Annotated in this window: 9 protein-coding genes and 2 riboswitches; of the genes, 1 reads left to right on the plus strand and 8 read right to left on the minus strand. The window is 60.4% G+C overall.

Going from position 1 to position 13,112, the window contains the following annotated elements; genetic code table 11:
• Nucleotides 1-11 precede the first annotated feature (11 nt).
• Nucleotides 12-470, plus strand: coding sequence for a BLUF domain-containing protein (locus FAZ30_RS19815; RefSeq protein ID WP_137010092.1), 459 nt, complete (start codon nucleotides 12-14; stop codon nucleotides 468-470).
• Nucleotides 471-529: 59 nt separating this feature from the next.
• Here the strand turns inward: FAZ30_RS19815 and FAZ30_RS19820 are convergent, their stop codons facing one another.
• The 8 genes from FAZ30_RS19820 to arcC form a co-directional block, all read right to left on the minus strand.
• On the minus strand, nucleotides 530-1,807 hold the full coding sequence (locus FAZ30_RS19820; protein ID WP_137010093.1) for an O-acetylhomoserine aminocarboxypropyltransferase/cysteine synthase family protein: 1,278 nt from the start codon (nucleotides 1,805-1,807) through the stop codon (nucleotides 530-532).
• A 169-nt stretch (nucleotides 1,808-1,976) separates the two neighbouring features.
• Nucleotides 1,977-2,651, minus strand: a complete 675-nt coding sequence (locus tag FAZ30_RS19825) for a TetR/AcrR family transcriptional regulator (RefSeq protein ID WP_137010094.1) — start codon at nucleotides 2,649-2,651, stop codon at nucleotides 1,977-1,979.
• Between the two features lie 189 nt (nucleotides 2,652-2,840).
• Nucleotides 2,841-4,424, minus strand: a complete 1,584-nt coding sequence (locus FAZ30_RS19830) for an ABC transporter substrate-binding protein (protein WP_137010095.1) — start codon at nucleotides 4,422-4,424, stop codon at nucleotides 2,841-2,843.
• Between the two features lie 118 nt (nucleotides 4,425-4,542).
• Nucleotides 4,543-6,525 carry a putative bifunctional diguanylate cyclase/phosphodiesterase gene (locus FAZ30_RS19835; RefSeq protein WP_137010096.1) on the minus strand — a complete coding sequence of 661 codons (1,983 nt, stop codon included), beginning with the start codon at nucleotides 6,523-6,525 and terminating at the stop codon, nucleotides 4,543-4,545.
• A gap of 386 nt (nucleotides 6,526-6,911) precedes the next feature.
• A complete protein-coding gene (gcvP, locus tag FAZ30_RS19840; RefSeq protein ID WP_137010097.1) occupies nucleotides 6,912-9,764 on the minus strand; it encodes an aminomethyl-transferring glycine dehydrogenase in 2,853 nt (950 codons plus the stop codon).
• A gap of 246 nt (nucleotides 9,765-10,010) precedes the next feature.
• On the minus strand, nucleotides 10,011-10,394 hold the full coding sequence (gene gcvH, locus FAZ30_RS19845; RefSeq protein ID WP_124641931.1) for a glycine cleavage system protein GcvH: 384 nt from the start codon (nucleotides 10,392-10,394) through the stop codon (nucleotides 10,011-10,013).
• A 65-nt stretch (nucleotides 10,395-10,459) separates the two neighbouring features.
• Nucleotides 10,460-11,548, minus strand: coding sequence for a glycine cleavage system aminomethyltransferase GcvT (gene gcvT / locus FAZ30_RS19850; protein ID WP_124641929.1), 1,089 nt, complete (start codon nucleotides 11,546-11,548; stop codon nucleotides 10,460-10,462).
• Between the two features lie 40 nt (nucleotides 11,549-11,588).
• Nucleotides 11,589-11,695, minus strand: a riboswitch (glycine riboswitch).
• Between the two features lie 10 nt (nucleotides 11,696-11,705).
• Nucleotides 11,706-11,797, minus strand: a riboswitch (glycine riboswitch).
• Between the two features lie 287 nt (nucleotides 11,798-12,084).
• Nucleotides 12,085-13,029, minus strand: coding sequence for a carbamate kinase (gene arcC / locus FAZ30_RS19855; protein ID WP_124645612.1), 945 nt, complete (start codon nucleotides 13,027-13,029; stop codon nucleotides 12,085-12,087).
• Nucleotides 13,030-13,112 lie beyond the last annotated feature (83 nt).

Below are 13,112 nucleotides of genomic sequence, written 5' to 3' on the forward strand. Positions count from 1 at the left end.
GGGAGACACGCATGATCCGCCTGATTTATTCCAGCGCCCTTAACCCCGCCTATGCCGTGCAGGAGCTGCACGGCCTGCTGGCCACCTACCGGGCGCGCAACCAGCGCATGGGCATCAACAGCCTGCTGCTGCTGATGAACAAGGATTTCCTGCAAATGCTGGAAGGCGAGGAAGCCGCCGTAGATGAGCTGTATGAATTCATCCAGCACGACCAGCACCACCTGCAGCTCACCCTACTGTCACGCGAAACGGTGAGCGAGCCCAGCTTTGCCAATCAGCCGCTGGTCTTCGTCGATACCGAAGAACTGGCACACAAGCTGGGCCACCCGGTGCACCTGAGCAATATCGCGCCGCACGGCGAGCTGGATCACGCCGAACGCGCCAAGCGCTTTGTGCAGGAGTTCATCAATGGCAAGTGGCACCACCATCTGCCCAATGGCCAGAACCCTCAGGTGGTGCACCGGCGCTGATCCTGCGCGCAAGAAAAAAGGCTGCCGGATGGCAGCCTTTTTTTATCGGCAGATCACGCTTACAAGGCAGCAGCCTGCAGCGCCTGATCCACGTCGGCCAGGATGTCGTCGATATGTTCGATGCCGATGGACAGGCGAATCAGCTCGGGACGGACGCCGGCCTTAAGCTGCTCTTCCGGCGACAGCTGTCGGTGAGTGGTGGAGGCCGGATGGCAGGCCAGGCTCTTGGCATCGCCGATATTGACCAGACGGGTCACCAGTTGCAGGGCATCGATAAAGCGGCCACCGGCCTCGATGCCACCCTTGATGCCGAAGGACAGAATGCCCGACGCGCGGCCACCCATATACTTGTCCACCAGCGGCTTGCTGGGGCTGCCCGGCAACGCACCATACTCCACCCACTCCACCGCCGGGTGGGCCTGCAGGCGCTCGGCCACCTTGAGCGCGTTGTCGCAGATGCGGTCCAGCCGCAGCGCCAGGGTTTCGATGCCCTGCAGGATGAGGAAGGCATTGAACGGCGAAATGGCCGCGCCCATATTGCGCAGCGGCACCACGCGGGCGCGGGCGATATAGGCCGCCGGCCCCAGCACCTCGACATAATTCACACCGTGGTAGCTGACATCCGGCGTATTCAGGCGCACAAAGCGCTCTTTGTGCTCACCCCAGGGGAATTTGCCGGAATCAACAATGATGCCGCCGATGCTGGTGCCGTGGCCACCCAGATACTTGGTGAGGCTGTGTACCACGATGTCGGCACCATGCTCGAAGGGGCGGCACAGATAAGGCGACGGCACAGTGTTGTCGACGATCAGCGGCAGGCCGTGCTTGTGGGCTTCTTCGGCAAAGGCGGCAAAGTCCACCACATTGCCCAGCGGATTGCCCACCGACTCGCAGAACACCGCCTTGGTCTTGCCATCGACCAGCTTGCTGATGGAGGCCGGGTCTTTGTAATCGATGAAGCGCACTTCAATGCCCAGCTGCGGGAAAGTGTGGGCAAACAGATTGTAAGTACCGCCATACAGGGTGCTGGTGGCAATGATGTTGTCGCCGGCTTCGGCAATGGTCTGGATGGCATAGCTGATGGCCGCCATGCCGGAGGCCACCGCCAGCGCGCCGATGCCGCCTTCCAGCGCCGCTACGCGCTTTTCCAGCACATCGGTGGTGGGGTTCATGATGCGGGTGTAGATATTGCCCTGCACCTTGAGGTCGAACAGGTCGGCACCGTGCTGGGTGCTGTCAAAGGCATAGCTGGTGGTCTGATACAGCGGAACGGCCACCGCCTTGGTGGTGGGGTCCGGGCTGTAGCCGCCGTGCACGGCCAGTGTTTCCAGTTTCATCTTCTTCTCTCCTGTGGCTTTGCGCCTGTTGCATATCGGCCTAACCATACCGGCAGCAGGGATGGAAGCCAAGCCGGATTTCCTGCAAAGCTTATGAATTTCCGGCACAGAAAAACAAATGGCCAGTCAAAGACTGGCCATGCCCGGCAACACTCACCACAGGAAGGGGCTAGACGGCAGGCAGCGCCTGCACCGGAGCCATGCTGGCCAGCACCCGCTCGAAGGGCTGACGGAAACGGCTGGACACATAGGGGGCCAGGAAATACAGCAGGCTCAGGCAACCCTCGCGGGCCACTACCTGCGCCTCCTGCGGACAGCGGGCGATGTCAGGCCGGGCAATCCAGCCGGTTTGCAACAGCTGGAAATTGCGCGCGAGGAAACCGATCTGCACGTCGTCACCTTCCAGCATGCCCTGGTCACGCAGCTTGAAGAACAGCTTTTCCACGCCACGGCTGATCAGCCCGGCCTCGATCTTGCTGTAGCTTTCCCGCAGCGACTGATTGACCGAAAACAGGCTGGAAATGCTCTGAGGGATGAAACGGAAGGTCCACAGGTGGCGCAATACCTTTTCCAGCAGCGACACCAGGCCTTCGATCGAGGCGTTCACGCTCAACTCACCGGCGGCATTGAGATAATCGGCCATCCCCTTGGAGTAGCGCCGGTACAGCTCGTTGATGATGTCTTCCTTGCAGGCAAAGTGGTAGTACAGATTGCCGGTGCTGATATTCAGATAGCGCGCGATGTGATTGGTGGTAACGCTGCGCTCGCCCTGCTGGTTGAACAGCTGCAGGCTGGCTTCGACAATGCGGTCAAAGGTTGGACTTTTGCTTTCTTTACGGCTCATGGCAGGTTCTTCCCGGTGCGCGGAACCCCGGGACAGACTGTTCCCGGCACCCGCTGCGTCTGTGATCGACAAACACCCGCGTATGATACCGCAAGCCAGCCGCTACCAGCACCTGCTTCGCGGTCGGCAAGGTGTGCTAGCAATAGAAAAAGGCAGCATTACGCTGCCTTTTTCTGTCTGCGCATATGCCTACTGCACACTCACCGTACCGAAATTGACGCGACCGAAGGGGTTGGCGACAAAGCCGGCCACTTCCTTGCGCTCCAGCACATAAGCAGTGGGGTGGGCCAGCGGTAGCCACAAGGCCTGATCGCTGATCTGCTTTTGCGCTTGCTGGTAAAGCTTGCTGCGCTGGGCGAAATCGCTGGTTTTCTTGCCGTCGCTAATCAGCTTGTCCAGTTTCGGGTTGCAGTAGCGGGCGAAGTTGGTGCCAGACTGTACCGCCGCGCAGGAAAACTGCGGGGTGAGGAAATTGTCCGGGTCGCCATTGTCCCCAGCCCAGCCCATGAACAGCAGATCATGCTCGCCAGCCTTGCCACGCTTGATCAGTTCGCCCCACTCGATCACCTTGATCTGCGCCCGGATGCCAACCTTGGCCAGATCGGCCTGCAGCAGTTCCGCCCCGGCCTTGGGGTTGGGATTGAGCGTGCTGCCACTTGGCCTTACCCAGATGGTGGTGTCAAAACCATTGGCAAAACCAGCCTGTGCCAGCAGTTTTTTCGCCCGTGCCAGGTCTTGCGGATAAGGCTTGATGGCCTTGTTATAGCTCCAGGTATTGGGCGGGTAAGGCAGGGTGGCGGCGGTGGCGGTGCCATCGAACACGGTTTTCAGATAGGTGTTTTTGTCAAAAGCCAGATTGACCGCCTGGCGCACCAGTACGTTGTCAAAGGGCTTGTGCTGGCTGTTGATGGCGACGAAGGCCGTCATGAAGGCAGGCGTTTCCAGCACGCGGATCTTGCTGTCGTCCTTCACTGCCAGCACATCCTGCGGCTTCGCTGACAGGGCCAGCTGACACTCGCCGGCTTTCAGCTTTTGCACCCGTACCGTGGCGTCCGGGGTAATGGCATAGACCAGTGCCGACACCTTGGGCTTGGCGCCCCAGTAAGCCGGATTGGGCTGGTAGCGCACCACGCTGTCTTTCTGGAAGCTGCGCAGCACGAACGGCCCGGTGCCGATGGGCTTGCTGTTCAGCTCGGCCTGTTTGCCCGCGGCCAGCAGCTGGCCGGCATACTCGGCAGAGTAGATGGAGGCAAAACCCATGCTGAGCGTGGACAGGAAGGTGGACTCGGGGTAGTTCAGCTCGAAACGCACGGTGTTGTCGTCCAGCTTACTGACCGCCTTGATCAGCTTGGGCAGCTGCATGGACTGGGCATGCGGGTAGCCATTGGCCGCCGTCTTGTACCAGGGGTGCTCGGGGTTGAGCATGCGCTGGAAGGTAAACACCACGTCGTCGGCATTGAGCTTGCGCGTGGGTTTGAAATAGTCGGTACTGTGAAACGCCACGCCCGGGCGCAGCTTGAAAGTGTAGCTGAGGCCGTCCGGGCTCACCTGCCAGGCCAAAGCCAGCCCAGGCTGCAGTTTGCGGCTGGCCGCATCGTATTCCACCAGCCGGTTCATCAGCACATCGGCCGAGGCATTGGTGGTCACCAGCGAGTTGTACTGCACCACGTCGAAGCCTTCCGGATTGGCATCGGTACAGACGGTAAGCGGTTTGGCGGCCAGCGCCAGCGGGCTGGCCAGCGTCAGGGCCAGCGCGAGGGTTCGCAGAGTCATGTTGGTCTCCATGCGGGGGAAGGCCGCTATGCTGCGGGGCCCCGCCTGGACATCAGCTTAAGGGAAGATGCGGCAAAATCAAATGACGCATTCCCGCTAAGCTTATTCACCATCGTCATCAGACCGGGGCGGTGCTGTGCTCCAGCAATTCGTTGAAGTGCGGCAGCGATAGTGGCCGGCTGCACAGATAGCCCTGATACTGCTGGCAACCCTGCTGGCGCAGCCAGTCCAGCTGAGCGTGGTTTTCCACGCCTTCGGCCACCATATTCAGCGAGAGAATCCGACACAAGCTGGTGATGAGCTCCGGAATCGCCGAGCTTTGTGGCAAACCGGAAATAAAGGAACGGTCGATTTTCAGGGTGTTGAGGGGATAGTTCTGCAAATAGGCCAGATTGGAATAGCCGGTGCCAAAATCATCGATGGCGATGGCAAAACCCATGGTGCGCAAGCTGGCCAGCGTATCCAGCGTGTTCTGGTCATGCGCCAGCAGCAGCGATTCGGTAATTTCCAGTTCGATGGCCGCAGCACGACAGGTACTGGCTTGCAGAATCTGCTGCAAGGCATCCGGCAGCGCCGGATCACCAAACTGGCTGGCCGACAGATTGACCGACACCTGCAACACCCTGCCCTGCGCTTCCCAGCTGGCCAGTTGAGTGGCGACCTGCGCCAGTATCTGGCGGTCCAGCTCGCGGATCAGGCCACTTTCCTCGCAGGCCGGGATGAAACTGTCGGGAAACAACAGGCCGCGCTCAGGATGCCGCCAGCGCGCCAGCGCCTCGGCCCCAACAATTTGGCCATTGAAGCAATCCACCCGTGGCTGGTAGAAGGCTTCGAATTCGCCGTTTTCCAGGCCGCGGCGGATTTCATACTCCAGGGCGAGGCGGGTGCGCGCCCGAGCGTCCATCGCCTGATCATAGAACTGGATGCCGTTGCGGCCGGCATCCTTGGCGCTATACATGGCCAGATCGGCATGCCGCATATGGCCCTGGATATCCTCGGCCCCATCCTGGCACAGGCTGATGCCAACCGAAGCCGTTAGCCGGACCTCCTGTCCGCGCAACCATAGCGGCCGCGCCAGCGCCTCGACAATGGCAGCGGCCAGCGTGGCGGCCTGTTCCTGCACTTGCGGCGCGCACAGCAGCACCAGGAACTCATCCCCGCCCTGCCGTGCCAGTTGCTGTTGCGGGGTCAGCAGCGATTTCAGCCGCTCGCCCATCTGCACCAGCAGCAGGTCGCCAAAGGCATGGCCCAGGCTGTCATTGATATTCTTGAAACGGTCCAGATCGATACACAGCAAGGCCGCTTGCCAGCCCTGGCGCTTGGCCTGCTGCAGTAGCGTGGGGTAACTCTGCAACACGAAATTGCGGTTGGGCAGGCCAGTCAGGGTGTCGTGCATGGCCAGGTAACGGGCGCGGGCTTCGGCATCATTCAGCTCGCTGACATCCACCTCGCTGATCAGCACGGCGTCTTCGCCGGACACCGCATCGCGACAATGGCGTGCCGACACTTCGTGCCAGCGCTCGCCATGGCGGGTCATCACCTGGGCGACCAGCCGCCCCTTGCCCTGCTGTTGCAATTGCAGCTGTAACAGTTCGCGGTCGGCAGCATGAATCAGATGCGCCTGCCAGCACTCGGCAGGATCGACCACTTTCTCACGCGCGGCCGGATTGCGGTACAAGGCCGGGCCATCCGTCTGATAAAGGGTGATCAGCACCGGCAAGTGCAATAGCGCCTCGGCGCTGCGCAGGGTATTCGGGTCGGCCTGCAATTCGCCCAGTGCCTCACACAGCATCATCATGCGGCCCTGATGCCGCAGACCGGTGAACACCACTTGCAGGCTGCGCGGCTTGCCATTGGGGTAGAGCGTCCACGATTCGGAAAACTCCATCTCGAAACGCTCGAAGTCACTCTGATACTGACGCAGCCGGCGGGCTACCGACTCGGACATGTCGCAGCCCATATCGCGCTCGCGCAGTTCATCCAGGCTGCTGGCATCCCATACCTTGAGTGCTGCCGCATTGGCCCAGAACACCCGCTGCTGGTCGATATCGAACACCCATACCGGATGCCGCAGCCGTGCCAGCAAGGCAAAGCGTGCCATCGTTTCTTCAGTAAGCTGTGTTAGCTCGTGCAGCATAGCGACTTTCAACCTGGCCCAAACATGAATATTGCCGTCGCGTTCATTTCACCCTCCCCGGCAGTGGAAGGACGGCTATTCTAGCAACCATCCGCCATGCGACTGCTGTTTTTTAAGACCTGCCCTTAAAATAAATCTCGCTTCTTTAACATTTATTTGCTCACCATCGAAATACCTTCATGACAAACAACTGATGCAGATTAACGAATCCAGCGCATAGAGCATTTGCTCCAGAACAAAACAAGCTGTTAATCATGGAAAAACCTGCGCCGTTGCCGGCCCACCCACAAAAAAACCCCGCAAGCGCGGGGTTTTTGCAGAAGCGGCGGGCGGTGACCCGGACGGCTGGCTTACAGATAGCTGTCGGTGCTGGGGCAGCTGCACACCAGGTTGCGGTCACCGTACACATCGTCGATACGGTTCACGCTCGGCCAGAACTTGTTTTCCAGCACGTACGGCAGCGGGAACAGGCCGGTTTCGCGGCTGTACGGACGCTCCCAGTCGCCAGCGATATCGGCCTTGCTGTGCGGTGCATTGCGCAGCGGGTTGTTGTCCGCCGGCCATGTGCCGTTTTGTACCTGGTCGATTTCCTGACGGATGGCGGTCATGGCGGCGATGAAGCGGTCCAGTTCGGCCTTGGGCTCGGATTCGGTCGGCTCGATCATCAGCGTGCCCGGCACCGGGAAGCTCATGGTCGGCGCGTGGAAGCCGTAGTCCATCAGGCGCTTGGCCACATCCACCTCGGTCACGCCACTGGCGGCCTTGAGCGGGCGCAGGTCGATGATGCACTCGTGCGCCACGCGGCCATTGGCACCGGTGTACAGCACCGGGAAGTGCTCGCCCAGCTTCTTGGCCATGTAGTTGGCCGACAGCAAGGCGTTTTCGGTGGCTGCCTTCATTCCCTCGGCACCCATCATGCGGATATACATGAAGGAGATGGGCAGGATGGAAGCAGAGCCAAACGGCGCAGCGGAAACCGCAGTCTGCCCGGCAAGCGCACCCGGCACTTCAGCCACTACATGGTTGGCCATGAACGGTGCCAGATGCGCCTTCAGGCCGATGGGGCCCATGCCCGGGCCGCCACCGCCGTGCGGGATGCAGAAGGTTTTGTGCAAATTCATGTGCGACACGTCGGCACCGATATCGGCCGGGCGGCACAGGCCGACCTGGGCGTTCAGGTTGGCACCATCCATATACACCTGGCCACCGTGGCTGTGGATGATGTCGCAGATTTCGCGGATCGGCTGTTCGAACACACCGTGGGTGGACGGGTAGGTAATCATCAGCGCGGCCAGATTGGCCGAGTGCTGTTCGGCCTTGGCCTTGAGGTCGGCCACGTCGACGTTGCCGGACTCGTCACACTTCACCACCACCACCTGCATATTCATCATCTGCGCGGTAGCCGGGTTGGTACCGTGGGCAGATTGCGGAATCAGGCAGATATTGCGTTGAGCTTCGCCACGCGCTTCGTGGTAACGGCTGATGGCCAGCAGGCCGGCGTACTCGCCCTGCGCGCCGGAGTTGGGCTGCATGGAGATGGCGTCAAAACCGGTGATGGCTTTCAGCTGGGTTTGCAGGTCGTCGATCAGTTGCAGATAACCGGCAGCCTGATCGCGCGGGGCAAACGGGTGCATATTGGCGAATTCCGGCCAGGTGATGGGAATCATCTCGCTGGTGGCATTCAGCTTCATGGTGCAGCTGCCCAGCGAAATCATCGAGTGATTCATCGCCAGGTCGCGGTTTTCCAGCTTCTTCAGGTAGCGCAGCATCTCGTGCTCGCTGTGGTGGGTGTTGAACACCGGATGAGTGAAGAAGGCGGACTCACGCTTGAGGCCAGCCGGGATGGCATCGGCAGCGGCAGCATCCAGCGCGGCGATGTCGGCATCCTTGCCGGTAAACAGTTTGATCAGCGCGGCCAGATCAGCCTCGGTAGCCGCTTCGTGGAAGGCGACGCCCAATACGGTGGCGGACACGCGACGCAGGTTGTAACCGGCAGCCAGCGCCGCAGCGTAGATGGCGTCGGCATTGGCCGCTTCCACCTGTACCGTGTCGTAGAAGCGGTCGAATACCAGCTTGCCACCGGCACTCTTCACCGCATGGGCGAAGATGGCGGCCAGACGGTGGATGCGGCTGGCAATGCGCTGCACGCCTTCGGCACCGTGGTACACCGCGTACATGCCGGCGATATTGGCCAGCAGTACCTGGCTGGTACAGATATTGGAGTTGGCCTTTTCGCGGCGGATGTGCTGCTCGCGGGTTTGCAGTGCCATGCGCAGCGCGGTCTTGCCCTTGGCATCCACCGAAACACCGATGATACGGCCCGGGGCCGAGCGCTTCATCTCGTCCTTGAAGGCAAAGTAGGCAGCGTGCGGGCCACCGTAGCCCATCGGCACGCCAAAGCGCTGGGTATTGCCAATGGCCACGTCGGCACCCATTTCTGCCGGCGACTTCAGCGCCACCAGCGCCATGATGTCAGCAGCCACCACGGCTACCCCACCCTTGGCCTTGATGGCGGCAATGTAGGGGGTCAGGTCGAACAGGTCGCCCGCTTCACCCGGATACTGGAACAGCGCGCCAAAGTAGTCGCCATTACCGGCCTGTTCCGGATGGCCGGAAACCAGCTCGAAACCGAAATACTTGGCACGGGTCTTCATCACATCCAGCGTTTGCGGCAGTACGCGGCTGTCGACAAAGAACTGCTCGGACTTGCTCTTGGACACACGGCGCGCCATGGCCATGGCTTCGGCGGCGGCGGTGGCTTCATCCAGCAGCGAGGCATTGGCCATTTCCAGCCCGGTCAGGTCCATTACCATTTGCTGGTAGTTGAGCAGCGCTTCCAGGCGACCCTGGGCGATTTCCGCCTGATACGGGGTGTAAGCGGTGTACCAGCCCGGGTTTTCCAGCACATTGCGCAGGATGACGGTGGGAGTCAGCACCGGGTAGTAACCCAGGCCGATAAAGGATTTGTTGACGATGTTGCGGCTGGCCACATCTTTCAGCGCGGCCAGGGCTTCGGCTTCCGGCACCGGGGACGGCAGGTCCAGCGGGCGGTTCAGGCGAATGTCGGCCGGCAGGGTCTGGGCGACCAGATCATCCAGCGAGGCAGCACCGATTTCGGCCAGCATGTCGCTGCGCTCGGCATCGGAAGGCCCGATGTGGCGGGCAATGAATTCGTTGCGATTAAACAGGGAAGCAAGTGTCATGGGGGTGTCCGGTAATGAAGAGCTGTACCTGAGAATCCATTCAAGATCTCGCGAGCTAGAGCGAGACAAGGCGAAAACGATCGATAAAAAATGGGGAAGCGGAATTTACATAGCGTAAATGCGCATTCCGTAAATCTTTTTAACACCGTATCGCCCCATATCTATTAGCCCAGCAGATATTGAGCAAGTTCTGAAAGTGAAAAAGCCCCGCGATGGTGTGCATCACGAGGCTTTTTTACCGTGCGATCAGGCGCCGATTTCCTTGGCGTAGCCAGCAGCATCCAAGAGGCTGTCCAGATCAGCGGCATTGGCCGGCTTGATCTTGAAGAACCAGCCAGCGGCATAGGGCTCGCTGTTGGCCAGCTCGGGGGCGGCTTCCAGTTCGGCATTCACTTCCAGGATTTCACCGGCAATCGGAGCGTACACATCGGAAGCGGCTTTCACCGATTCCACTACGCCGGCTTGCTCTTCAGCAGCCAGCTGCGCGCCCACTTTCGGCAGCTCGACAAACACGATGTCGCCCAGCAGCTCTTGTGCGTGTTCGGTAATGCCCACGGTTACGGAACCGTCAGCTTCCAGACGCAGCCATTCGTGGCTGGCAACGTATTTCAGGTCGGCAGGAATGCTCATTTGACTCTATCTCCACTAAGTATGCGATGTCGGTGCGGGCAGCCGCTGGCCGCCCGAGCCAGTGTTCAGTTGAAAACTTTCTTGCCGTTGCGCACGAACGGCATCTTCACCACGCGGACAGCGGTGAGCGTACCACGCAAATCCACCTGCGCGCTGTCGCCGGTTGCGGCCGGGACACGGGCAATGGCAATGGAATGCTTGAGGGTGGGCGAGAAGGTGCCGCTGGTGATGATGCCCTCACCCACGCCCTCTACCACCACTTTCTGACCTTCACGCAGCACGCCACGGCCTTCCAGCACCAGGCCAACCTGCTTCATCGGCACACCGGCGGCTTTCTGGGCTTCCAGCGCCTTGCGGCCGATGAAATCGCGGCTGGCCGGTTCCCAGGCAATGGTCCAGCCCATGCCGGCCTGCAGCGGCGACACGGTTTCGTCCATATCGTGGCCGTACAGGTTCATGCCGGCTTCCAGACGCAGGGTATCGCGTGCGCCAAGACCGATGGGGGCTACGCCGGCGGCAACGAGTTCATTGAAGAAGTTGATGGCTTCGCCGGCCGGAATCATGATTTCCAGACCGTCTTCCCCGGTATAGCCGGTACGGGCAAAGAACCAGTCGCCTGCAGGCAAGCCCTGGAATACCTTGAGTGATTGAATGGCATCGGCCAGTTGCGACTTGACCGCACAGACCTTGGCAATGGCAGTGGGGCCTTGCACGGCCAGCATGGCCAGATCGCGGCGGACATTGAGGGAAACATCAAAACCGGCCTTGTGGCTATCCATCCAGGCCAGGTCTTTGTCGGTGGTGCCGGCATTGACCACCATGCGGTAGCCATAGGAAGTCAGGTAGACAATCAGGTCGTCCACCACGGTGCCCTGTTCGGTCAGCATGCCGGAATACAGGGCCTTGCCTTCGAAGGGCAGCTTGGCCACATCGTTGGCGATCAGTTGTTGCAGCCAGGCTTTGGCGTCGCTGCCGCTGATGTCGATCACGGTCATGTGGGACACATCGAACATGCCGGCGTCGCTGCGCACGATCTCATGTTCCTTCAGCTGGGAGCCATAATGGATGGGCATTTCCCAACCGGCGAAATCAACCATCTTGGCGCCGGCGGCGACATGAGCGTCAAACAGGGGGGTACGTTTCGGGGCCGTCATCTGTGCGTCCTTGCAAAGGGGGTGTTTTGCCTGTCTTGTACAACACCCCTCTGTCCTGACACCTGAGATTTTCCGGCGGGCGTTTTCAGCCGCCGTTAGCCCCTTCGGTGGCTACCTCGATGGGCAGCGCTCTCCAGAGTAAAGCAGATACGTGATATCCGATGATGCAGTCCTTTTGCCTGAGCGATTGCGGGTGCGCTTGCGCCTTCGGCGGCGGTCTTGCTGACCGCTCTCTCCTGCATGATGCGGCGATTATCGTTGCAGAAACAGGCAAAGGCAAGCCGAGAATATCTTCAGACAAAGCGATTTATCCTGTTGTTTCTGCTTAATTTTCAATATCGAAAATTTACGAAAAATAAAATTGTCACAATATATTCGTTAACAATCATCGTTTCGTGACAAGCACAAACAAGGGCTGCCATGGCAGCCCTTGTGCACTACACGTAAAACGCCTGATGCCAGGCGCGCCGCCGCAGACAGTACAAGCAGTACGGCAAGGCGGCGCAACGCAGCAGCAGGTGTTTTAGCGCCCTAGCTCAGTACCACTCGGTCCCGGTCTTCTCGGTCGAGATGATGGTGCCGGCTTCGCCCTTCACGATCTTCTCGATGTCTTCCAGCGCGCCAATCACCGCACGCTTGCCGGTCAGACGGGCAAACTCGCAGGCGGCTTCCACTTTCGGACCCATCGAGCCGGCGGCAAAGCCCAGCTTGTCCATTTCGTCCGGGTGGGCGTGACGGATGGCCTTGGCTTCCGGGGTGCCCCAACCAACAAACACGCTCTTCACGTCGGTGGCGATGACGAAGTAGTCTGCGTCCACTTCACGGGCCAGCAGGGCCGAGGCCAGGTCTTTGTCAATCACGGCTTCCACGCCCACCAGCTTGTCGCCCTGGTACATGGTGGGGATGCCACCGCCGCCAGCGGCAATCACTACGGCGCCTTTTTCGATCAGCCATTTGATCGGGCGCATTTCGAAGATGCGCTTCGGTTTCGGGCTCGGCACCACGCGGCGGTAGTAGTCGCCATCGGCTTTCACGGTCCAGCCGTGGCTGGCGGCCATGGCTTCGGCTTCTTCCTTGCTGTACACCGGGCCAACAAACTTGGTCGGGTTCTGGAAGGCCGGGTCGGCTGCGTCCACTTCGGTCTGGGTCAGAATGGTGGCCAGCGGCACTTCGAACGGCAGGACATTGCCCAGTTCCTGTTCGATCATGTAGCCGATCATGCCTTCGGTCTGCGCACCCAGTACGTCCAGCGGATACGGAGTGACCTTGCCATCGACGTGGCGGGCATAGGCGTCGTTTTGCAGGCCCAACAGGCCTACTTGCGGGCCGTTGCCGTGGCACATCACCAGGTTGTGGCCCAGGCGGGTGACGGCGGCCAGTTGTTCGGCGGCCACTTTGACGTTGGCGCGTTGGTTGTCAGCGGTCATGGCTTCGCCACGACGTTGCAGGGCATTGCCGCCCAGGGCTACGACGACTCGCATGGTGTTTCCTTTCCTGCCCCGCCCCGCTGTGCTTGGGGTGGCGGCGTTGACGGCCTGCTTGGGCAGTCCATCTGATTTTTGAT

It is taken from the genome of Aquitalea aquatilis (assembly GCF_005155025.1).
Classification (GTDB): Bacteria; Pseudomonadota; Gammaproteobacteria; order Burkholderiales; family Chromobacteriaceae; genus Aquitalea; species Aquitalea aquatilis.